This is a genomic window from Streptomyces sp. BJ20 (assembly GCF_022869105.1).
In the GTDB taxonomy this organism is placed as follows: Bacteria; Actinomycetota; Actinomycetes; order Streptomycetales; family Streptomycetaceae; genus Streptomyces; species Streptomyces griseoincarnatus.
This window is the reverse complement of the sequence record NZ_CP094918.1, coordinates 564,177-585,383: the sequence shown is the minus strand read 5'-3', so window position 1 is coordinate 585,383 and position 21,207 is coordinate 564,177. Positions and strand designations below refer to the sequence as shown.

Sequence of the window (21,207 nt, the reverse complement as noted above, 5' to 3'; positions counted from 1 at the left end):
TGCCCGCGCATTGGGTGCGTTTTGCCTTCTTGTACCGGCAATACGCGACCGGTTGAGGCCCGTTTTCCCTTTTGACCGGAACAGGGTGCGCTCCCCCCGGCCCCGGCTCCGGGAGTCGTCCCCTATAACAGGAGCCCACCGGGACGCGACCCCGTAACGTGTGGCACGGCCACGGACACGTGGCCCACCCGCGCACACGAAAGCGAGGCAGCACCCGATGCCCCCCTTCGATGTCCCCGAGGGCGACCCCTTCGGCCCGCACAACCTGCCGTACGGCGTCTTCTCGCTCCCCGGTTCGGCGGAGCGCACCGTGGGCGTCCGGCTGGGCGACCACGTCCTCGACGCCGGCGCGGCGGCACACGCCCTGGGTTCCCCCTACGCCTCCCTGCTCGCCCGCCCCACCCTCAACCCGCTTCTCGCGGCGGGCCGCACGGCCTGGTCGGACGTGCGGCGCGCGCTCACCGCGTGGGTGACGGTCCCGGCGCACCGGGAGACCGTCGAACCCTTTTTCCACCCGCTGTCCGAGGTGACCCTCCATCTGCCGTTCGAGGTCGCGGACTACGTCGACTTCTACGCCTCGGAGAACCACGCGCGGAACGTCGGGCAGATCTTCCGCCCCGACGCCGCCGACTCCCTGACCCCCAACTGGAAGCACCTGCCGATCGGTTACCACGGCCGCTCCGGCACCGTGATGGTGTCCGGCACCGACGTCGTGCGCCCCTCCGGGCAGCGCAAGGCGCCCGCCGACGCGGCCCCCGTCTTCGGCCCGTCCGTGCGGCTGGACATCGAGGCCGAGGTCGGCTTCGTCGTCGGCGTCCCCTCAGCGCAGGGCCGGCCCGTGCCGCTGAGCGCCTACCGCGACCACGTGTTCGGCCTGTGCCTGCTCAACGACTGGTCCGCCCGCGACATCCAGGCCTGGGAGTACGTGCCCCTCGGCCCGTTCCTCGGCAAGTCCTTCGCCACCTCGGTGTCGGCGTGGATCACCCCGCTGGACGCCCTGGACGAGGCCCGCGTCGCCCCGCCCGCGCGCACCCACGGCCTGCTGCCGTACCTGGACGACTCCGGTGAGGAGCCCGGCGGCTACGACCTGCGCATCACCGTGACCGTCAACGGCCACGACGTCTCCGAGTGCCCCTTCTCCACCATGTACTGGACGGCCGCCCAGCAGCTCGCCCACATGACGGTGAACGGCGCATCCCTGCGCACCGGCGACCTCTACGGCTCCGGCACGGTCAGCGGCCCCTCCGAGCGGGAGCGCGGCTCCCTGCTCGAGCTGACCTGGAACGGCCGCGACCCGCTCGAACTCCCCGACGGCAAGCGGGCGTTCCTGGAGGACGGCGACGTGGTGACGCTGTCCGCCTGGGCGCCGGGACCGGACGGGGTTCGGGTGGGCCTCGGCGAGGTGACGGGACGGGTGGTCCCCGCGTCCTGACCCTTCCGGCCCTGCCGAGGCGCACAACCACGCTGACTCGCACCGTCCTTCGCCGTCATACTTGGCATCGGACGGTGCGTTCGTCCTCCATGCCGCGCGCACCGCACCGCCGCACGCCCCCGAGCCGCTTCTTCCGACAGGAATCGGAGCCCGTGGCATGACGTACTGCCTGCTCCTGCTGAGTGCGGTCGCCGTGACCGCCGCCGTGCCCGTCCCCCGCCTGCTGACCCGGGCGAAGTGGCCGGAACGGGAGCCGGTCGTCGCCCTGTGGGTGTGGCAGTGCCTGGTCGCCACCGTGCTGCTGTGCTGTCTGACCGCCCTGGCGCTGGGCGCCGCCGCCGTCTTCGGCACCGTGCGCGCGCAGTTGTTCGCCCCGGCGCCGCCCGCCGTGACCGCCGCCTACGACCTGTCGCACGCCTCGCCGTGGACGGCCGTCCTCACCGTGCTGCTGGCCTGCGGCGCCGCCTGGACCACGGCGGTGCTCGCCCGTGAGCTGGTCGAGGCCCGCCGCCGTCGCGCCGGCGCCCGCGCACACCTGCGGGACCGCGCGCCCGACCTTCCGGCGGGGCTCCCCGAGGGACGCGGGCCGCTGCTGGTGCTGGAGGAGGAGTACCCGGACGCCTGGTGGATGCCGGGCAGCCCGCCCCAGCTGATCGTCACGACCGGTGCGCTGCAGCGGCTCACGGACCATCAGCTCGACGCGGTCCTCACGCACGAGCGCGGTCACGCCCGGGCCCGCCACGACTGGCTGCTGCATCTGTCGGCGGCGCTGGCGGCGGGCTTCCCGCGCGTCCCGCTGTTCGCCCACTTCTGCGAGCAGACGCACCGGCTGGTGGAGCTGTCCGCCGACGACACGGCCTCCCGGCGCTGCGGGCATCTGACCACCGCGCTGGCGCTGATCGAGCTGAACCAGCACCGGGGCGTGCTGTCCTGCTCCTCCAGCCACCGGCTGCTCGGCGAACGCGTCGACCGCCTGCTGGAGCCGCCCCCGCGGCTGGGCCGCCGCCACCGCGCCCTGACGACCGCGGCGGCGTCGCTGGTGCCGCTGGTCCCGCTGCTGATCACGTTCGCACCGGGGCTGACGGCGCTGCCGTGACCGACGCTCCGGCCGCCTGCGCGGCCGACGCGTGGTGCCGGACCTGGCGGCCCGGCCGACCACGACTGACGCGCACCGACACGATTGACACCCACCGACGTGGCGGCCTGGGCCGGGCGGCTTGGGGCGGCCGGATGGCCGAGGCGGCCGGATGGCCCGGTGGCCGGGCGGCCGGGCGGCCCGGTGGCCGAGGTCACCAAGGTGGTTCGAGGTAGTTAGGTGGCCGGGCGGCGGGACAGGCCTGGTGACCGGATGGCCACGGCGGCCCGACGGCCGGGGCTGTTCAGGACCAGTCCGGCTCCTCCTCGGGCCAGTCGTCCGGGGCCTCCCCGGGTGCGTCGGGCGCGGCGGCGTCCGGTGCGGGTGCCGGTGCCGATCCCGGTGCCGGCAGACCCGCCAGCACCTCCACGACCCCCTCCCCGTACGTCGTCCGCTTCTTCTCGCCCACGCCGCTGATCCCGCCGAGCTGCTCCACCGAGGTGGGCCACACCGTGACGATCTCCCGCAGCGTCGCGTCGTGGAAGATCACGTATGCCGGGACGCCCTGCTCCCTGGCCGTCTCGGCGCGCCAGGCGCGGAGTGCCTCGAACGCCGGCTGGAGCGCCTCCGGCAGCTCGGCCGCCGCCGCCTTCGCCTTGCGGTCGCGGCCCGCCCCGCCGCCCGAACGGGACGTGGCCGGCTTCTCGGGCTCCTTGCGGAGCGGCACCTCACGCTCGCGCCGCAGCACCGACCCGCTGGCCTCGGTCAGCACCAGCGTGCCGTAGTCGCCCTCGACCGCGAGCAGTCCCTGGGCGAGCAACTGGCGGACGACGCCGCGCCACTGGGCCTCGCTCAGCTCCTCACCGATGCCGAACACGGACAGCTGGTCGTGGTCGAACTGGATCACCTTGGCGGTACGGCGGCCCAGCAGGATGTCCACGATCTGCACCGCGCCGAACTTCTGCCCGCGCTCCCGCTGGAGCCGCACCACCGTGGACAGCACCTTCTGCGCCGCCACCGTGCCGTCCCAGGTCTCCGGCGGGGCGAGGCAGGTGTCGCAGTTGCCGCAGTTCTCCCCGGACGGCTCCTGGCCGAAGTAGGCGAGGAGCTGGCCGCGGCGGCAGCGCACGGTCTCGCACAGGGCGAGCATCGCGTCCAGATGCTGGTTGGCCCGCCGCCGGAACGCCTCGTCGCCCTCTCCGGACTGGATCAGCTTGCGCTGCTGGATGACGTCGTTGAGCCCGTACGCCATCCAGGCCGTGGACGGCAGGCCGTCGCGGCCCGCGCGGCCCGTCTCCTGGTAGTAGCCCTCGACCGACTTGGGCAGGTCGAGGTGGGCGACGAAGCGGACGTCCGGCTTGTCGATGCCCATGCCGAAGGCGATGGTCGCCACCACGACCAGGCCCTCCTCGCGCAGGAACCGCGCCTGGTGCGCCTGGCGCGTCCCCGCGTCGAGCCCCGCGTGGTACGGCACGGCCTCGATGCCGTTGCGCGAGAGGAACTCGGCGGTCTTCTCCACCGAGTTGCGCGAGAGGCAGTACACGATGCCCGCGTCCCCCGCGTGCTCCTCGCGCAGGAAGGAGAGGAGCTGCTTGCGCGGGTCGGCCTTCGGCACGATCCGGTACTGGATGTTGGGCCGGTCGAAGCTGGCCACGAAGTGCCGGGCGTCCGGCATGCCCAGCCGCTCGGTGATCTCCCGGTGCGTGGCGTCCGTGGCGGTCGCGGTGAGGGCGATGCGGGGCACGTCCGGCCACCGCTCCCCCAGCACGGACAGGGTGAGGTAGTCGGGCCGGAAGTCGTGTCCCCACTGGGAGACGCAGTGCGCCTCGTCGATGGCGAACACGGAGATCTTGCCGCGCGACAGGAGGTCCAGGCTGCTGTCCAGGCGCAGCCGCTCCGGCGCCAGGTACAGCAGGTCGAGCTCGCCGGCGAGGAACTCGGCCTCGACCGTCCGCCGCTCGTCGAAGTCCAGCGTGGAGTTGATGAAGCCGGCCCGCACGCCGAGCGCCCGCAGCGCGTCGACCTGGTCCTGCATCAGCGCGATCAGCGGGGAGACGACCACGCCCGTGCCGGGCCTGACCAGGGACGGGATCTGGTAGCAGAGCGACTTGCCGCCGCCGGTCGGCATGAGCACGACCGCGTCGCCGCCGGCGATCACATGGTCGACGACGGCTTCCTGCTCACCGCGGAAGGTCTCGTAGCCGAAGACCCGGTGCAGCGCAGCCAGCGCCTCACTGTCCGTCACTGCCATCCCGGCGACACCGTCCGTCCCGTGCATCGTCCCGTCCCCCGCGGCCGTACCTCGGCCACTGCGTCCACCATAGGCGTCCGGACCGACAGCCCCGGAGTTGTCCACAGGCCCGCCCGGAACGCTCCGTCCCTGAGCGGATCGCGACCGGGAACGACCGCGGCCCGGCACCCCCGCGCGGGGGTGCCGGGCCGCGGTCGCGCGTGCGGCGGGGCGCGTCAGCGCACGAACACCCCCGCGTCCCCGGCCAGCTCCAGGAAGTACTGCGGCGCGACACCGAGCACGACCGTGACCGCCACACCGACCGCGATCGCGGTCATGGTCAGCGGCGACGGCACCGCGACGGTCGGGCCCTCCGGACGCGGCTCGCTGAAGAACATCAGCACGATGACGCGGATGTAGAAGAACGCCGCGACCGCCGACGAGATCACACCCACCACGACCAGCGGGACCGCCCCACCCTCGGCCGCCGCCTTGAACACGGCGAACTTCCCGGCGAATCCGGAGGTCAGCGGGATGCCGGCGAAGGCCAGCAGGAACACCGCGAACACCGCCGCGACCAGCGGGGAGCGCCGGCCCAGGCCCGCCCAGCGGGACAGGTGGGTCGCCTCGCCGCCCGCGTCCCGCACCAGCGTGACCACGGCGAAGGCGCCGATCGTCACGAAGGAGTAGGCCGCCAGGTAGAACAGCACCGACGAGATGCCCGACGGCGTGGCCGCGATGACACCCGCGAGGATGAAGCCCGCGTGCGCGATCGACGAGTAGGCCAGCAGGCGCTTGATGTCGGTCTGGGTGATCGCCACGATCGCGCCGGCCAGCATGGTGACGATGGCGACGCCCCACATGACCGGCCGCCAGTCCCAGCGCAGGCCCGGCAGCACCACGTACAGCAGACGCAGCAGGGCGCCGAACGCCGCGACCTTGGTCGCCGCCGCCATGAAGCCGGTGACGGGGGTGGGCGCGCCCTGGTAGACATCGGGCGTCCACATGTGGAACGGCACCGCGCCGACCTTGAACAGCAGGCCCATGACCAGCAGCGCGGCGCCGATCAGCAGCAGCGCGTCGTTGCCCATGGTGTTCGCGAGCGCCGGGGTGATCTCCGGGACGGTGCCGTCGACGACCTGCGCGATCGTCGCGTACGACATGGAGCCCGCGTAGCCGTACAGCAGGGCGATGCCGAACAGCGTGAACGCGGAGGCGAACGCGCCGAGCAGGAAGTACTTGACCGCAGCCTCCTGCGACATCAGCCGCTTGCGCCGGGCCAGCGCGCACAGCAGGTACAGCGGGAGGGAGAGGACCTCCAGCGCCACGAACAGCGTCAGCAGGTCGTTGGCCGCCGGGAAGACCAGCATGCCCGCGACCGCGAAGAGCAGCAGCGGGAACACCTCGGTGGTGGTGAACCCGGCCTTGACGGCCCGCTTCTCGCTGTCGCTGCCGGGGACGGCCGCGGCCTGCGCGGCGAAGGAGTCGACGCGGTTGCCGTGCGCCTCCGGGTCGAGCCGGCGCTCGGCGAAGGTGAACAGACCCACCAGCGCCGTCAGCAGGATCGTGCCCTGGAGGAAGAGCGCCGGTCCGTCGACGGCGATCGCGCCCATGGCGGCGATCCCCGCCTTGGTGGTGGCGTACCCGTCGGCGGCGAGCGCCACGACCGCGGCGAACGCGGCGACGAGCGCGACCGCGGAAACGAAGATCTGCGTGTGGTAACGGGACTTGCGCGGCACGAAGGCCTCGACCAGCACCCCGACGACCGCCGCGCCGACGACGATCAGCGTGGGCGCGAGCTGCCCGTACTCGATCTTGGGTGCGTCGATCTTGGCGATCGGATCGGCCGCGGTTGTCCACAGGTTGTGGACGGCTGCTGTTGCGCTCACTTGGCCGCCTCCACCTCGGGCTGGGGGTCCTTCTGCTGTACGTCGGACAAGGTCTGCTTCACCGCCGGGTTCACGATGTCCGTCACGGGCTTCGGGTAGACGCCCAGGAACACCAGCAGCACGACCAGCGGCGCCACCACCGCGATCTCCCGCACCCTGAGGTCGGGCATCGCGGCGACCTCTGGCTTCACCGGGCCGGTCATCGTCCGCTGGTAGAGGACGAGGGTGTAGAGGGCGGCGAGCACGATGCCGAAGGTGGCGATGATGCCGATCACCGGATAGCGCGTGAACGTGCCGACCAGGACCAGGAACTCACTGACGAAGGGCGCGAGGCCCGGCAGCGAGAGGGTGGCGAGACCGCCGATCAGGAAGGTGCCGGCGAGCACCGGGGCCACCTTCTGCACACCCCCGAAGTCGGCGATGAGCCGCGAACCGCGCCGGGAGATCAGGAAGCCGGCGATCAGCATGAGCACGGCGGTCGAGATGCCGTGGTTGACCATGTAGAGCGTCGCCCCGGACTGGCCCTGGCTGGTCATCGCGAAGATGCCCATCACGATGAAGCCGAAGTGCGAGATCGAGGCGTAGGCGATCAGCCGCTTGATGTCGCGCTGGCCGACGGCGAGCAGCGCGCCGTAGATGATGCTGATCACCGCCAGCACCAGGATCACCGGAGTCGCCCACTTGCTGGCCTCCGGGAAGAGCTGGAGGCAGAAGCGGAGCATCGCGAAGGTGCCCACCTTGTCGACCACCGCGGTGATGAGCACGGCGACCGGGGCGGTGGACTCCTGCATGGCGTTGGGCAGCCAGGTGTGCAGCGGCCACAGCGGCGCCTTCACCGCGAAGGCGAAGAAGAAGCCGAGGAACAGCCAGCGTTCGGTGCTGGTCGCCATCTCCAGCTCGCCGTTGGCCCGGGCCTGCGCGATCTCGGTGAGGGAGAAGTTCCCCGCGACCACGTACAGCCCGATCACCGCGGCCAGCATGATCAGACCGCCGGCCAGGTTGTAGAGGAGGAACTTCACCGCCGCGTACGACCGCTGGGTGGCCGCCTTCTCCTCGCCGTCCTTGTGGGCACGGTCCCCGAAGCCTCCGATGAGGAAGTACATCGGGATGAGCATGGCTTCGAAGAAGATGTAGAAGAGGAAGACGTCGGTGGCCTCGAAGGAGATGATCACCATCGCCTCGACGGCCAGGATCAGGGCGAAGAAGCCCTGCGTCGGCCGCCACCGCCTGCTGCCCGTCTCCAGCGGGTCGGCGTCGTGCCAGCCGGCCAGCACGATGAACGGGATCAGCAGCGCGGTCAGCGCGATCAGCGCCACCGCGATGCCGTCGACGCCCAGTTCGTAGCGGACGCCGAAGTCGGCGATCCAGGAGTGGGACTCGGTGAGCTGGTAGCGGTCGCCGTCCGGGTCGAAGCGGACCAGGACGGTGATCGCCAGGGCGAGGGTGGCCAGCGAGAACAGCAGGGCCAGCCACTTGGCCGCCGTGCGCTTCGCGGCCGGTACGGCGGCCGTGGCGATCGCCCCGATGGCCGGGAGCGCCGCCGTCGCTGTCAGGAGAGGAAAGGACATCGGTATCAGACCGCCCTCATCAGCAGGGTCGCGGCGGCGAGGACCGCCGCGCCGCCGAACATCGAGACCGCGTAGGACCGCGCGAAGCCGTTCTGCAGCCGGCGCATCCGCCCGGACAGACCGCCCACGGAGGCGGCCGTGCCGTTGACGACCCCGTCGACCAGGGTGTGGTCGACGTACACCAGCGAGCGCGTGAGGTGCTCGCCGCCGCGGACCAGGACCACGTGGTTGAAGTCGTCCTGGTACAGGTCACGGCGGGCGGCCCGGGTGAGCAGCGAACCGCGCGGGGCGACGGCCGGCACCGGGCGCCGTCCGTACTGCGCCCAGGCGATCGCCACGCCGATCACCATCACGGCGACCGTGGACAGCGTCACCGTCAGGGCGCTGACCGGCGGGTGCCCGTGGGCGTGCCCGGTGACCGGCTCCAGCCAGTGGATGAACCGGTCGCCGATGCTGAAGAACGCGCCGCCCGCGACCGATCCGACGGCCAGCACGATCATCGGGACCGTCATGACCTTCGGCGACTCGTGCGGGTGCGGCGGCTCGTACGCGCCGCGCGTCTCGGCGGCCGGCTCCACGTCCGGGGAGGCGGGGGACGGCGTGGGCGCGTTGCGCCAGCGCTCCTCGCCGAAGAACGTCATCAGCATCACGCGCGTCATGTAGTACGCGGTGATGGCCGCGCCCAGCAGGGCGCAGGCGCCGAGGATCCAGCCCTCGGTGCCGCCCTTGGCGAACGCCGCCTCGATGATCTTGTCCTTGGAGAAGAAGCCGGACAGGCCCGGGAAGCCGATGATGGCGAGGTAGCCGAGCCCGAACGTGACAAAGGTGACCGGCATGTACTTCCTGAGGCCGCCGTAGCGGCGCATGTCGACCTCGTCGTTCATGCCGTGCATGACCGAACCGGCGCCGAGGAAGAGCCCGGCCTTGAAGAAGCCGTGCGTCACCAGGTGCATGATCGCGAAGACGTAGCCGATCGGGCCGAGGCCCGCGGCCAGCACCATGTAGCCGATCTGCGACATGGTCGAGCCGGCCAGCGCCTTCTTGATGTCGTCCTTGGCGCAACCGACGATCGCACCGAACAGCAGCGTGACAGCGCCGACGACGGTGACCACCAGCTGGGCGTCCGGCGCTCCGTTGAAGACGGCCGCCGAGCGGACGATCAGATAGACGCCCGCGGTCACCATGGTCGCGGCGTGGATGAGGGCCGAGACGGGGGTCGGGCCCTCCATCGCGTCCCCGAGCCAGGACTGCAGCGGCACCTGGGCGGACTTGCCGCACGCGGCGAGCAGCAGCATCAGGGCGATCGCGGTCAGCTTGCCCTCGCCCGCCTCACCGGCGAGACCGGCCTCCCCGTTGCCGCCGAGCACCGGCCCGAAGGCGAAGGTGCCGAACCACAGGAACATCAGCATGATCGCGATGGACAGGCCCATGTCACCGACACGGTTGACCAGGAAGGCCTTCTTCGCGGCCGTGGCCGCGCTGGGCTTGTGCTGCCAGAAGCCGATCAGCAGGTAGGAGGCGAGACCGACGCCCTCCCAGCCGACGTACAGCAGCAGGTAGTTGTCGGCGAGGACCAGGATCAGCATCGCCGCGAGGAACAGGTTCAGGTAGCCGAAGAAGCGGCGGCGCCGCTCGTCGTGCTCCATGTACCCGACGGAATAGAGGTGGATCAGCGAGCCGACGCCGGTGATCAGCAGCACGAACGTCATCGACAGCTGGTCGAGCCGGAAGGCGACGTCCGCCTGGAAGCCCTCCACCGGGATCCAGCTGAACAGGTGCTGCACGACCGTGCGGTCCTCGGCGCCCTTGCCCAGCAGGTCGGTGAAGAGCACCAGGCCGAGCGCGAAGGACACGGCGGCCAGGGCCGTGCCGATCCAGTGGCCCACGGCGTCCAGCCGGCGGCCGCCGCACAGCAGGACCGCCGCTCCGAGCAGAGGCGCCGCCACCAGCAGCGCAATCAGGTTCTCCACGATTCAGCAGCCCCTCACAGCTTCATCAGGCTGGCGTCGTCGACCGAGGCCGAGTGGCGGGAACGGAACAGGGACACGATGATCGCCAGCCCGACCACGACCTCCGCGGCGGCGACGACCATCGTGAAGAACGCGATGATCTGGCCGTCGAGGTTGCCGTGCATACGGGAGAAGGCGACGAACGCGAGGTTGCAGGCGTTGAGCATCAGCTCGACGCACATGAACACCACGATCGCGTTGCGCCGGATCAGCACACCGGTGGCGCCGATGGTGAACAGGAGCGCCGCCAGGTACAGGTAGTTGACGGGATTCACTTCGACGCCTCCTCGGCCCGCTTGAAGTTCGGCGGCTGGATCGCGCGGCGCTCCAGGCGCTCCTCCGCGCGCTGCTCCAGCGCCCGCAGGTCGTTGAGCGCCTCCCGGGACACGTCACGGACCTGGCCGCGGTCCCGCAGCGTCTTGCTGACGGTGAGGTCCGACGGGGTGCCGTCGGGCAGCAGGCCCGCGATGTCGACCGCGTTGTGCCGGGCGTAGACGCCGGGCGCGGGCAGCGGCGGCAGGTACGTGCCCTCGCGGACGCGCTGCTCCGCCATCTCCCGCTGCGTCCTGGCCCGTTCGGTGCGCTCCCGGTGGGTGAGCACCATCGCGCCGACGGCCGCCGTGATGAGCAGCGCGCCGGTGATCTCGAAGGCGAACACGTACCGGGTGAACATCAGGGAGGCGAGACCCTGGACGTTCCCCCCGGCGTTGGCCTCGCCGACGCCGCTGAACTCGCTCAGCGCGGCGTTGCCGATGCCGCCGACCAGCAGGACGCCGAAGCCGAGGCCGCACAGCAGGGCCATCCAGCGCTGGCCCTTGATGGTCTCCTTCAGGGAGTCCGCGGCCGTGACGCCGACGAGCATCACCACGAACAGGAACAGCATCATGATCGCGCCGGTGTAGACGACGATCTGCACGGCGCCCAGGAAGTAGGCGCCGTTGGCCAGGTAGAACACGGCCAGAATGATCATGGTCCCGGCGAGGCAGAGCGCGCTGTGCACGGCCCGCCGCATGAAGACGGTGCACAGGGCGCCGATCACGGCGACGGTGCCGAGGATCCAGAACTGCACGGCCTCGCCGGTGGAGGTCGAGTAGGCGGCGAGCTGCTCGGTCATCGCCCGATCACCTTCTCCGAGGCGGGCTCCTCCGGACCGAACGTGGACTCGGCCTCCTGGACCACCTCGCCCTCGGAGTGGGCGGTCTGACGCTCCGTGCCGGGTGCCGCCTCGGTCACCAGACCGCGGTAGTAGTCCTGTTCGTCCGTGCCCGGGTACATGGCGTGCGGCGCCTCGACCATGCCCTCCTCCAGGCCGGCGAGCAGCTGCTCCTTGGTGTAGATGAGGTTCGCCCGGCTGGAGTCGGCCAGTTCGAACTCGTTGGTCATCGTCAGCGCGCGCGTCGGGCACGCCTCGATGCACAGCCCGCACAGGATGCAGCGGGCGTAGTTGATCTGGTAGACGCGGCCGTACCGCTCGCCGGGCGAGTAGCGCTCCTCCTCCGTGTTGTCCGCGCCTTCGACGTAGATCGCGTCGGCGGGACAGGCCCAGGCGCACAGCTCGCAGCCGACGCACTTCTCCAGGCCGTCCGGATGGCGGTTGAGCTGGTGCCGTCCGTGGAAGCGCGGGGCCGTGGTCTTCTGCTGCTCCGGGTACTGCTCGGTGAGCCGCTTCTTGAACATGGCCTTGAAGGTCACGCCGAAGCCGGCCACCGGGTTCAGGAAACCGGGCTTGGTGTCCTTCGGTTCCTCAGCCATCGGACGCCTCCTTTCCATCCGTAGAACCGCCCTGGGATTCGTCACTGTGAGTATCGGGTCCGCCACTGACAACGAGCTCCCGCTCGTGGCGCGGACGGCGCCGCGGCACCGGGGGCAGCTCCTGCCCGGGCAGCGGCGGCACGGGGAACCCGCCCGCCATCGGGTCGAACGGAGGCTGGTCCGCGGGCTGCCCGCTCTCGTCGCCCCGGCCGCGGAACATGTCGGCGACGAAGGAGAGGAGCAGCAGGACGAGGACGCCGCCGGCGATGTAGAGCGCGATGTCGGCGAACGCGTAGTTCTCGTTCCGCAGCGCCCGGACCGTGGCGACCGCCATCAGCCACACCAGGGAGACCGGGATGAGGACCTTCCAGCCGAGCTTCATCAGCTGGTCGTAGCGGACACGCGGGAGCGTGCCGCGCAGCCAGACGAAGCAGAACAGCAGGCTGAGCAGTTTCCCGGTGAACCAGAGCATCGGCCACCAGCCGTGGTTCGCGCCCTCCCAGAAGGTGCTGACCGGCCACGGGGCCCGCCAGCCGCCCAGGAAGAGGGTCACCGCGACCGCCGAGACGGTCACCATGTTGATGTACTCGGCGAGCATGAACATCGCGAACTTGATCGACGAGTACTCGGTGTTGAAGCCGCCGACCAGGTCGCCCTCGGACTCCGGCATGTCGAAGGGGGCGCGGTTGACCTCGCCGACCATCGTCACGATGTAGATGAGGAACGACACCGGCAGCAGCAGCACGTACCAGCGGTCGGCCTGCGCCTCGACGATCGTCGACGTGGACATCGACCCCGAGTAGAGGAAGACGGAGGCGAACGCGGCGCCCATGGCGATCTCGTACGAGATCATCTGGGCGCAGGAGCGCAGGCCGCCGAGGAGCGGGTAGGTGGAGCCGGAGCTCCAGCCCGCAAGGACGATGCCGTAGATGCCGACCGAGGCGACCGCGAGGATGTACAGCGCCGCGATCGGCAGGTCGGTGAGCTGCATGGTGGTGCGCTGGCCGAAGATCGAGATCTCGTTGCCGGCCGGGCCGAAGGGGATCACCGCGAACGCCATGAAGGCGGGGATGGCCGCGACGATCGGCGCGAGGACGTAGACCGCCTTGTCCGCGCGCTTGACGACGACGTCCTCCTTCAGCATCAGCTTCACGCCGTCGGCGAGCGACTGGAGCATGCCCCAGGGGCCGTGCCGGTTGGGTCCGACGCGCAGCTGCATCCAGGCGACGACCTTGCGCTCCATCACGATGGACAGGAGCACGGTCACCATCAGGAAGGCGAAGCAGAAGACCGCCTTGATCGCGATCAGCCACCACGGGTCGCGGCCGAACATCGAGAGGTCTTCAGCGGCGAGGTACGGGCTCATGCCTCCACCTCCTGGGGAGCCTCGCCGGCGAGGGTCGCCGGGCCGATGCGGACGAGGGAGCCGGGGAGCGCCCCGGTGCCGGAGGCCACCCCGCCGTCCGTGGAGTTCAGCGGGAGCCAGACCACCCGGTCGGGCATCTCGGTGACGGACAGCGCCAGTTCGAGCGTCCCGGCCGGACCGGTCACCGCGAGCGTGTCGCCGTCCTTGACGCCGACCTCGGCGGCCGTGGCGGCCGACAGCCGGGCGAGGGCGGCGTGCCGGGTGCCGGCCAGCGCCTCGTCGCCCTGCTGGAGCAGGCCCAGGTCGAGCAGGAGCCGGTGTCCCGCGAGGACCGCCTCGCCGGCGGCCGGCCGGGGCAGGGCGCCCGCGGTCTCCACCGGGTCGGCGGCGCGCGGCCCGTCCCAGGGACCCAGCCGGTCGATCTCCGAGCGGATCGTGCGCAGGTCCGGCAGGCCCAGGTGCACGTCCATGGCGTCGGCGAGCATCTGCAGCACGCGCGCGTCGGACGGCGCGAGCCGCCGGGTCACCTGGTCCGGCTTGAGCGCCGCCTCGAACAGCCGCACCCTGCCTTCCCAGTTGAGGAAGGTGCCGGCCTTCTCGGCGACCGCGGCGACCGGCAGGACCACGTCGGCGAGCTCGGTGACCTCGCCGGGCCGCAGCTCCAGGGAGACCACGAACCCGGCCTCGGCGAGCGCCGCACGGGCGCGGGCCGGGTCGGGCAGGTCGGCGACCTCCACGCCCGCCACCAGCAGCGCCTGGAGTTCGCCGCGGGCGGCGGCCTCGACGATCTGCGCGGTGTCCCGGCCGTAGCGGTGCGGGAGTTCGGCGACGCCCCAGAGCGCGGCCACCTCCTCACGGGCGCGCGGGTCGGTCGCCGGGCGGCCGCCCGGCAGCAGCGACGGCAGCGCGCCCGCCTCGATCGCCCCCCGCTCCCCGGCCCGGCGCGGGATCCACACCAGCCGGGCGCCGGTCGCGGTGGCGAACCGCACGGCCGCGGTGAGCCCGCCCCGTACGGCGGCCAGCCGCTCGCCGACGACGACCACCGCGCCCTCGGCGCGCAGCGCCTCGGCGGCCGCGGCCCCGTCGTCCGCCAGGCCGACGCCGCCGGCCAGCGCGTCCAGCCACTCGGTCTCGGTGCCGGGCGCCGCCGGCAGCAGCGTGCCGCCGGCCTTGGCCAGTCCGCGGGTGGCGTGCGTGGCCAGCGCGAAGGTGCGCTGGCCGTGGGCGCGCCAGGCCTTGCGCAGCCGCAGGAATACGCCGGGCGCCTCCTCCTCGGACTCGAAGCCGACCAGCAGCACGGCCGGGGCCTTCTCCAGCGCCGTGTACGTGACGCCCGTGCCGTCCAGGTCGACGCCGTGTCCCGCGACGCGCGCGGCGAGGAAGTCGGACTCCTCCGCGCTGTGCACGCGCGCACGGAAGTCGATGTCGTTGGTGGCGAGCGCGACCCGCGCGAACTTGCTGTACGCGTAGGCGTCCTCGACGGTGAGCCGGCCGCCGGTGAGCACACCGGTGCTGCCCCGGGAGGCGAGCAGGCCCTGCGCCGCGATCTGCAGCGCGTCCGGCCAGGACGCCGGCTCCAGCTCACCCTCCGCGTTGCGCACCAGCGGGGTGCCGAGCCGGTCCCGCTGCTGCGCGTACCGGAACGCGAAGCGGCCCTTGTCGCAGATCCATTCCTCGTTCACCTCGGGGTCCTCGGCGGCGAGCCGCCGCATGACCTTGCCGCGCCGGTGGTCGGTGCGGGTGGCGCAGCCGCCCGAGCAGTGCTCGCACACCGACGGCGAGGAGATCAGGTCGAACGGGCGGGAGCGGAACCGGTAGGCGGCCGAGGTGAGCGCGCCGACCGGGCAGATCTGGATGGTGTTGCCGGAGAAGTACGACTCGAACGGGTCGCCCTCGCCGGTGCCGACCTGCTGGAGCGCGCCCCGCTCGATCAGCTCGATCATCGGGTCGCCGGCGATCTGGTTGGAGAACCGGGTGCAGCGGGCGCACAGCACGCACCGCTCACGGTCCAGCAGGACCTGCGTGGAGATCGCGACGGGCTTCTCGTAGGTGCGCTTCTTGCCCTCGAAGCGGGACTCGGCGTGGCCGTGCGACATCGCCTGGTTCTGCAGCGGGCACTCACCGCCCTTGTCGCAGACCGGGCAGTCCAGCGGGTGGTTGATGAGCAGCAGCTCCATGACGCCCTTCTGGGCCTTCTCCGCGACCGGCGAGGAGAGCTGCGTCTTCACCACCATTCCGTCGGTGCAGGTGATGGTGCAGGACGCCATGGGCTTGCGCTGGCCCTCGACCTCCACGATGCACTGGCGGCAGGCGCCGGCGGGCGCGAGCAGCGGGTGGTCGCAGAACCGGGGGATCTCGATGCCGAGCTGCTCGGCGGCCCGGATGACCAGGGTGCCCTTGGGCACGCTGATCTCGGCGCCGTCGATCGTCAGCGTCACGAGGTCCTCGGGCGGGACCGCCGCCTCTCCCCCTCCGGAGGGAGCGTTGGTGGTCACAGTCATGCGTGCACCTCCGTACGGTCGGCCCAGGCCGTCGACGCGGCCGGGTCGAAGGGGCAGCGACGGTCCGTGATGTGCTGCTCGTACTCCTCGCGGAAGTACTTGAGCGACGAGAAGATCGGCGAGGCGGCGCCGTCGCCGAGGGCACAGAAGGACTTGCCGTTGATGTTGTCCGCGATGTCGTTCAGCTTGTCGAGGTCGGACATCCGGCCCTTGCCGGCCTCGATGTCGCGCAGCAGCTGGACGAGCCAGTACGTGCCCTCACGGCAGGGGGTGCACTTGCCGCAGGACTCGTGGGCGTAGAACTCGGTCCAGCGGGTGACGGCGCGGACCACGCAGGTGGTCTCGTCGAAGCACTGCAGCGCCTTGGTGCCGAGCATGGAGCCCGCGGCGCCGACCCCTTCGTAGTCCAGGGGGACGTCGAGGTGCTCGTCGGTGAACATCGGCGTGGAGGAGCCGCCCGGCGTCCAGAACTTCAGCCGGTGGCCGGGCCGCATCCCGCCGCTCATGTCGAGCAGCTGGCGCAGGGTGATGCCGAGGGGCGCCTCGTACTGGCCGGGGCTCGCGACATGGCCGCTGAGGGAGTAGAGCGTGAAGCCCGGGGACTTCTCGCTGCCCATCGAGCGGAACCACTCCTTGCCCCGGTTCATGAGGGCGGGAACCGAGGCGATGGACTCGACGTTGTTCACCACCGTGGGGCAGGCGTAGAGGCCCGCGACGGCGGGGAAGGGAGGACGCAGCCTGGGCTGGCCGCGGCGCCCCTCGAGGGAGTCGAGCAGCGCGGTCTCCTCACCGCAGATGTACGCGCCCGCGCCCGCGTGCACCGTGAGTTCGAGGTCGAGTCCGCTGCCGAGGATGTCCTTGCCGAGGAGTCCGGCCTCGTACGCCTCGCGCACGGCCTCGTGCAGCCTGCGCAGTACGGGGACGACCTCGCCGCGCAGGTAGATGAACGCGTGCGACGACCTGATGGCGTAGCAGGCGATGACGATGCCCTCGATGAGGCTGTGCGGGTTGGCGAAGAGCAGCGGGATGTCCTTGCAGGTCCCGGGCTCCGACTCGTCGGCGTTGACGACGAGGTAGTGCGGCTTGCCGTCGCCCTGCGGGATGAACTGCCACTTCATGCCCGTCGGGAAGCCGGCGCCGCCGCGTCCGCGCAGTCCGGAGTCCTTGACGTAGGCGATGACGTCGTCGGGGGACATCGCGAGCGCCTTGCGCAGTCCCTCGTAGCCGTCGTGCCGGCGGTAGACGTCGAGCGTCCAGGCCTTCTCCTCGTCCCAGAAGGCCGACAGCACCGGCGCGAGCAGCTTCTCCGGGCTGGTGTCCTTCAGTTCGGGTGCCAAGGTCATCACTCCCCCTCCTCGGCGACGGGCCCCGACGGGTGGGCCGGGTCGGAGGCCGACGTGTCCTGCGGCGCGTCGTGCGAGCTGAGGTGCTCGGTGGGCGACGGCTCGTGCGGCGGGGCGTCCTGCGGCGCCTCGCCGCGCGGGTGCACCACGCGCGCGGGGGCGGCCTCGCCCTTGGCCAGCTTCAGACCGATCAGGGAGGCGGGCCCCGCGCTGCCGGTGGCCTCGACGGCGCCCTCGCGCTCGTCGGGGAAGCCGGCCAGGATGCGGGCGGTCTCCTTGAACGTGCACAGCGGCGCGCCGCGGGTGGGCGCGACCGGACGCCCCTCGCGCAGGTCGTCGACCATGCGCTTGGCGCTCTCGGGGGTCTGGTTGTCGAAGAACTCCCAGTTGACCATCACCACGGGCGCGTAGTCGCAGGCCGCGTTGCACTCGATGTGCTCCAGGGTGACCTTGCCGTCGGCGGTGGTCTCGCCGTTGCCGACGCCCAGGTGCTCCTGGAGCTCCTCGAAGATCGCGTCGCCGCCCATCACCGCGCACAGGGTGTTGGTGCACACCCCGACCTGGTAGTCGCCGCTCGGGCGGCGCCGGTACATGGTGTAGAAGGTGGCGACCGCGGTCACCTCGGCCGTGGTCAGGCCGAGCATGTCCGCGCAGAACCGCATGCCGGTGCGCGTGACGTGCCCCTCCTCCGACTGCACCAGGTGCAGCATCGGCAGGAGGGCGGACCGGGAGTCCGGGTAGCGCGCGACGATCGCCCGCGCGTCGGTCTCCAGCCGGGCCCGGACGTCGTCCGGGTAGGCCGGCGCGGGCAGTTCCGGCATGCCCAGGCTGACGCCCCGCTCGGAAGAAGAGGTGGTCACCGGTCGACGCCTCCCATCACGGGGTCGATGGACGCGACGGCGACGATGACGTCGGCGACCTGGCCGCCCTCGCACATCGCCGCCATGGCCTGAAGGTTGGTGAAGGACGGGTCGCGGAAGTGGACCCGGTAGGGACGGGTGCCGCCGTCGGAGACGACGTGCACCCCGAGCTCGCCCTTGGGCGACTCGACGGCCGCGTAGGCCTGGCCCGGCGGGACGCGGAAGCCCTCGGTGACCAGCTTGAAGTGGTGGATCAGGGCCTCCATGGAGGTGCCCATGATTTGCTTGATGTGGTCGAGGGAGTTGCCCAGTCCGTCGGGTCCCAGGGCGAGCTGGGCGGGCCAGGCGATCTTCTTGTCCTCGACCATGACCGGTCCGGGCTCCAGCCGGTCCAGGCACTGCTCGACGATCCGCAGCGACTGGCGCATCTCCTCCAGCCGGATCAGGAACCGGCCGTAGGAGTCACAGGTGTCGGCGGTCGGGACGTCGAAGTCGTACGTCTCGTAGCCGCAGTACGGCTGGGTCTTGCGCAGGTCGTGCGGGAGGCCGGTGGAGCGCAGGATCGGTCCGGTGGCGCCGAGGGCCATGCAGCCGGCCAGGTCCAGGTGACCGACGTCCTGCATACGGGCCTTGAAGATGGGGTTCCCGGTGGCGAGCTTGTCGTACTCCGGGAGGTTCTTCCGCATCTTCTTGACGAACTCGCGGATCTGGTCGACCGCGCCGGGCGGCAGGTCCTGGGCGAGTCCGCCGGGGCGGATGTACGCGTGGTTCATCCGCAGGCCGGTGATGAGCTCGTAGATGTCGAGGATCATCTCGCGGTCGCGGAACCCGTAGATCATGATCGTGGTGGCGCCGAGTTCCATGCCGCCGGTGGCGATGCACACCAGGTGGGAGGAGAGCCGGTTCAGCTCCATCAGGAGCACCCGGATGATCGACGCGCGGTCCGGCACCTCGTCCTCGATGCCGAGCAGCTTCTCGACCCCGAGGCAGTACGCCGTCTCGTTGAAGAACGACGTCAGGTAGTCCATGCGCGTCACGAACGTGGTGCCCTGGGTCCACGTCCGGTACTCGAGGTTCTTCTCGATGCCGGTGTGGAGGTAGCCGATGCCGCAGCGGGCCTCGGTGACGGTCTCGCCGTCGATCTCGAGGATCAGCCGGAGCACTCCGTGGGTGGACGGGTGCTGCGGCCCCATGTTGACGACGATGCGCTCGTCGTCGGTACGGGCCGCGGTCTCGACGACCTCGTCCCAGTCGCCGCCGGTGACGGTGTAGACAGTGCCCTCGGTGGTCTCGCGAGGGGTGGCGTGCGTGCTCACGAGTACGACCTCCGCTGGTCCGGAGCCGGGATCTGGGCGCCCTTGTACTCGACGGGGATGCCGCCGAGGGGATAGTCCTTGCGCTGCGGGTGGCCCTGCCAGTCGTCCGGCATCATGATCCGCGTCAGGGCCGGGTGACCGTCGAAGACGATGCCGAAGAAGTCGTACGTCTCGCGCTCGTGCCAGTCGTTCGTCGGATAGACGGAGAACAGCGACGGGATGTGCGGGTCGCTGTCCGGCGCGCTGACCTCCAGGCGGATCACCCGGTTGTGGGTGATCGAGCGCAGGTGGTAGACGGCGTGCAGCTCGCGCCCCTTGTCGTTCGGGTAGTGCACACCGCTGACGCCGGTGCACAGTTCGAAGCGCAGCGCCGGGTCGTCGCGCAGGGTCTTCGCCACCCGCACGAGGTGCTCACGCTCGATGTGGAAGGTGATCTCGTCGCGGTCGACGACCGTCTTCTCGATGGCGTTCTCCGGGAGCAGGTCCTGCTCCTCCAGCGCGCCCTCCAGTTCGTCGGCGACCTCGTCGAACCAGCCGCCGTACGGGCGGGCCGCCGGTCCCGGGAGCCGGACCGAGCGGACCAGGCCGCCGTAACCGGAGGTGTCGCCGCCGTTGTTGGCGCCGAACATGCCGCGCTGGACGCGGATCTCCTCGCCGCCCTGTCCGCGCTGGCCGGGGAGGTTCTCGGCGGAGAGCTCCTTCTCGGGGTTCACGCCGTCACCCGGGGTGTTGTTCGCGTCGCTCATCGCAGCAGCCCCTTCATCTCGATGGTGGGCAGGGCCTTGAGCGCCGCCTCCTCCGCCTCGCGGGCCGCCTCCTCGGCGTTCACGCCGAGCTTGGAGCTCTGGATCTTCTGGTGGAGCTTGAGGATCGCGTCCAGCAGCATCTCGGGGCGGGGCGGACAGCCGGGGAGATAGATGTCGACCGGGACGACGTGGTCGACGCCCTGGACGATCGCGTAGTTGTTGAACATGCCGCCCGAGGAGGCGCAGACCCCCATGGAGATCACCCACTTGGGGTTCGGCATCTGGTCGTAGACCTGCCGGAGCACCGGCGCCATCTTCTGGCTGACCCGCCCGGCGACGATCATGAGGTCCGCCTGCCGCGGCGAGCCGCGGAAGACCTCCATGCCGAAGCGCGCCAGGTCGTAGCGGCCCGCGCCGGTGGTCATCATCTCGATGGCACAGCAGGCGAGGCCGAACGTGGCGGGGAAGACGGACGACTTGCGCACCCAGCCCGCGGCCTGCTCGACGGTGGTCAGCAGGAATCCGCTCGGCAGCTTTTCTTCGAGTCCCATGACTTATGGCCCCTCAGTCCCATTCCAGGCCGCCGCGCCGCCATACGTACGCGTACGCGACGAAGACGGTGAGCACGAAGAGCAGCATCTCCACGAGCCCGAAAAGCCCCAGGGCGTCGAAGGTGACGGCCCAGGGGTAGAGGAAGACGATCTCGATATCGAAGATGATGAAGAGCATCGCCGTCAGGTAGTACTTGATGGGGAAGCGCCCGCCGCCGGCCGGCGTGGGGGTCGGCTCGATTCCGCACTCGTAGGCCTCGAGCTTCGCCCGGTTGTACCGCTTCGGACCGATCAGCGTGGCCATGACCACGGAGAAGATCGCAAAGCCTGCCCCGAGGGCTCCCAGTACGAGGATGGGCGCATACGCGTTCACCGCTCCTCGCTCCTCTCAGTCGGCACTGACTGCTGGCGGTTTGCATCGGGCTCACTCGCGCCCCATACGCCCCTCGAACCACGCCCGCCCCGGCGAAGATCGAGAACATGTGAAGCAGGTCACAAGCCCAACCGCTCCGCATCTTATGCCTGTGGGTCTGTGATCTGCGACACGGGGCATTGCACAAGCTTTGTGA

At 70.9% G+C, this 21,207-nt stretch carries 17 protein-coding genes; 2 read left to right on the top strand and 15 right to left on the bottom strand.

What is annotated here, in order from left to right; all coding sequences use genetic code 11:
- Positions 1 to 217: 217 nt before the first annotated feature.
- Both fahA and MTR79_RS02775 read left to right on the top strand, forming a co-directional pair.
- Complete coding sequence (gene fahA / locus MTR79_RS02780; RefSeq protein ID WP_086699858.1) at positions 218 to 1,432, top strand: fumarylacetoacetase; 1,215 nt, start codon at positions 218 to 220, stop codon at positions 1,430 to 1,432.
- A 157-nt stretch (positions 1,433 to 1,589) separates the two neighbouring features.
- Positions 1,590 to 2,528 carry a M56 family metallopeptidase gene (locus MTR79_RS02775; RefSeq protein WP_244789041.1) on the top strand — a complete coding sequence of 313 codons (939 nt, stop codon included), beginning with the start codon at positions 1,590 to 1,592 and terminating at the stop codon, positions 2,526 to 2,528.
- Positions 2,529 to 2,811: 283 nt separating this feature from the next.
- Here MTR79_RS02775 and recQ read toward each other — a convergent pair whose 3' ends face one another.
- From recQ to MTR79_RS02700, 15 genes are all read right to left on the bottom strand, one after another.
- The gene (recQ, locus tag MTR79_RS02770; protein ID WP_244789039.1) at positions 2,812 to 4,758 is read right to left on the bottom strand and encodes a DNA helicase RecQ; all 1,947 of its coding nucleotides are present in this window, start codon (positions 4,756 to 4,758) and stop codon (positions 2,812 to 2,814) included.
- Positions 4,759 to 4,973: 215 nt separating this feature from the next.
- The gene (nuoN, locus tag MTR79_RS02765) at positions 4,974 to 6,626 is read right to left on the bottom strand and encodes an NADH-quinone oxidoreductase subunit NuoN (RefSeq protein ID WP_244789037.1); all 1,653 of its coding nucleotides are present in this window, start codon (positions 6,624 to 6,626) and stop codon (positions 4,974 to 4,976) included.
- Complete coding sequence (locus MTR79_RS02760; RefSeq protein ID WP_086699853.1) at positions 6,623 to 8,194, bottom strand: NADH-quinone oxidoreductase subunit M; 1,572 nt, start codon at positions 8,192 to 8,194, stop codon at positions 6,623 to 6,625. Before MTR79_RS02760 ends, nuoN begins: the two co-directional genes overlap by 4 nt.
- A gap of 5 nt (positions 8,195 to 8,199) precedes the next feature.
- Positions 8,200 to 10,164, bottom strand: coding sequence for an NADH-quinone oxidoreductase subunit L (gene nuoL, locus MTR79_RS02755; RefSeq protein ID WP_048459655.1), 1,965 nt, complete (start codon positions 10,162 to 10,164; stop codon positions 8,200 to 8,202).
- A 14-nt stretch (positions 10,165 to 10,178) separates the two neighbouring features.
- The gene (gene nuoK, locus MTR79_RS02750; RefSeq protein ID WP_004927567.1) at positions 10,179 to 10,478 is read right to left on the bottom strand and encodes an NADH-quinone oxidoreductase subunit NuoK; all 300 of its coding nucleotides are present in this window, start codon (positions 10,476 to 10,478) and stop codon (positions 10,179 to 10,181) included.
- Positions 10,475 to 11,317, bottom strand: a complete 843-nt coding sequence (locus MTR79_RS02745; RefSeq protein ID WP_048459654.1) for an NADH-quinone oxidoreductase subunit J — start codon at positions 11,315 to 11,317, stop codon at positions 10,475 to 10,477. Before MTR79_RS02745 ends, nuoK begins: the two co-directional genes overlap by 4 nt.
- Entirely contained in the window at positions 11,314 to 11,955 is a 642-nt protein-coding gene (gene nuoI / locus MTR79_RS02740; RefSeq protein WP_048459653.1) for an NADH-quinone oxidoreductase subunit NuoI, read from the bottom strand. Before nuoI ends, MTR79_RS02745 begins: the two co-directional genes overlap by 4 nt.
- Complete coding sequence (nuoH, locus tag MTR79_RS02735; protein WP_086699852.1) at positions 11,948 to 13,321, bottom strand: NADH-quinone oxidoreductase subunit NuoH; 1,374 nt, start codon at positions 13,319 to 13,321, stop codon at positions 11,948 to 11,950. Before nuoH ends, nuoI begins: the two co-directional genes overlap by 8 nt.
- Positions 13,318 to 15,822, bottom strand: a complete 2,505-nt coding sequence (locus tag MTR79_RS02730; protein WP_086699850.1) for an NADH-quinone oxidoreductase subunit G — start codon at positions 15,820 to 15,822, stop codon at positions 13,318 to 13,320. The genes nuoH and MTR79_RS02730 overlap by 4 nt, the downstream gene beginning before the upstream one ends.
- The gene (gene nuoF / locus MTR79_RS02725; RefSeq protein ID WP_189365495.1) at positions 15,819 to 17,168 is read right to left on the bottom strand and encodes an NADH-quinone oxidoreductase subunit NuoF; all 1,350 of its coding nucleotides are present in this window, start codon (positions 17,166 to 17,168) and stop codon (positions 15,819 to 15,821) included. The genes MTR79_RS02730 and nuoF overlap by 4 nt, the downstream gene beginning before the upstream one ends.
- Positions 17,165 to 18,025, bottom strand: coding sequence for an NADH-quinone oxidoreductase subunit NuoE (gene nuoE / locus MTR79_RS02720; protein ID WP_048459649.1), 861 nt, complete (start codon positions 18,023 to 18,025; stop codon positions 17,165 to 17,167). The genes nuoF and nuoE overlap by 4 nt, the downstream gene beginning before the upstream one ends.
- On the bottom strand, positions 18,022 to 19,341 hold the full coding sequence (locus MTR79_RS02715; protein ID WP_086699848.1) for an NADH-quinone oxidoreductase subunit D: 1,320 nt from the start codon (positions 19,339 to 19,341) through the stop codon (positions 18,022 to 18,024). Before MTR79_RS02715 ends, nuoE begins: the two co-directional genes overlap by 4 nt.
- Positions 19,338 to 20,087: an NADH-quinone oxidoreductase subunit C gene (locus tag MTR79_RS02710; RefSeq protein WP_086699846.1), complete on the bottom strand. Its 750-nt coding sequence runs from the start codon at positions 20,085 to 20,087 to the stop codon at positions 19,338 to 19,340. The genes MTR79_RS02715 and MTR79_RS02710 overlap by 4 nt, the downstream gene beginning before the upstream one ends.
- On the bottom strand, positions 20,084 to 20,638 hold the full coding sequence (locus tag MTR79_RS02705) for an NADH-quinone oxidoreductase subunit B (protein WP_030565381.1): 555 nt from the start codon (positions 20,636 to 20,638) through the stop codon (positions 20,084 to 20,086). Before MTR79_RS02705 ends, MTR79_RS02710 begins: the two co-directional genes overlap by 4 nt.
- 13 nt (positions 20,639 to 20,651) lie before the next feature.
- Positions 20,652 to 21,011 (bottom strand): NADH-quinone oxidoreductase subunit A, encoded by a 360-nt coding sequence (locus MTR79_RS02700; protein ID WP_007490928.1) that lies wholly within the window; start codon positions 21,009 to 21,011, stop codon positions 20,652 to 20,654.
- Positions 21,012 to 21,207 lie beyond the last annotated feature (196 nt).

Coding starts and splice junctions, on each gene's coding strand:
- fahA (WP_086699858.1), top strand. CDS start 218: ATGCCCCCCTTCGATGTCCCCGAGGGCGACCCCTTCGGCCCGCACAAC.
- MTR79_RS02710 (WP_086699846.1), bottom strand. CDS start 20,087: ATGAGCGACGCGAACAACACCCCGGGTGACGGCGTGAACCCCGAGAAG.
- MTR79_RS02775 (WP_244789041.1), top strand. CDS start 1,590: ATGACGTACTGCCTGCTCCTGCTGAGTGCGGTCGCCGTGACCGCCGCC.
- MTR79_RS02730 (WP_086699850.1), bottom strand. CDS start 15,822: ATGACTGTGACCACCAACGCTCCCTCCGGAGGGGGAGAGGCGGCGGTC.
- nuoH (WP_086699852.1), bottom strand. CDS start 13,321: ATGAGCCCGTACCTCGCCGCTGAAGACCTCTCGATGTTCGGCCGCGAC.
- recQ (WP_244789039.1), bottom strand. CDS start 4,758: ATGGCAGTGACGGACAGTGAGGCGCTGGCTGCGCTGCACCGGGTCTTC.
- MTR79_RS02745 (WP_048459654.1), bottom strand. CDS start 11,317: ATGACCGAGCAGCTCGCCGCCTACTCGACCTCCACCGGCGAGGCCGTG.
- nuoI (WP_048459653.1), bottom strand. CDS start 11,955: ATGGCTGAGGAACCGAAGGACACCAAGCCCGGTTTCCTGAACCCGGTG.
- MTR79_RS02760 (WP_086699853.1), bottom strand. CDS start 8,194: ATGTCCTTTCCTCTCCTGACAGCGACGGCGGCGCTCCCGGCCATCGGG.
- MTR79_RS02705 (WP_030565381.1), bottom strand. CDS start 20,638: ATGGGACTCGAAGAAAAGCTGCCGAGCGGATTCCTGCTGACCACCGTC.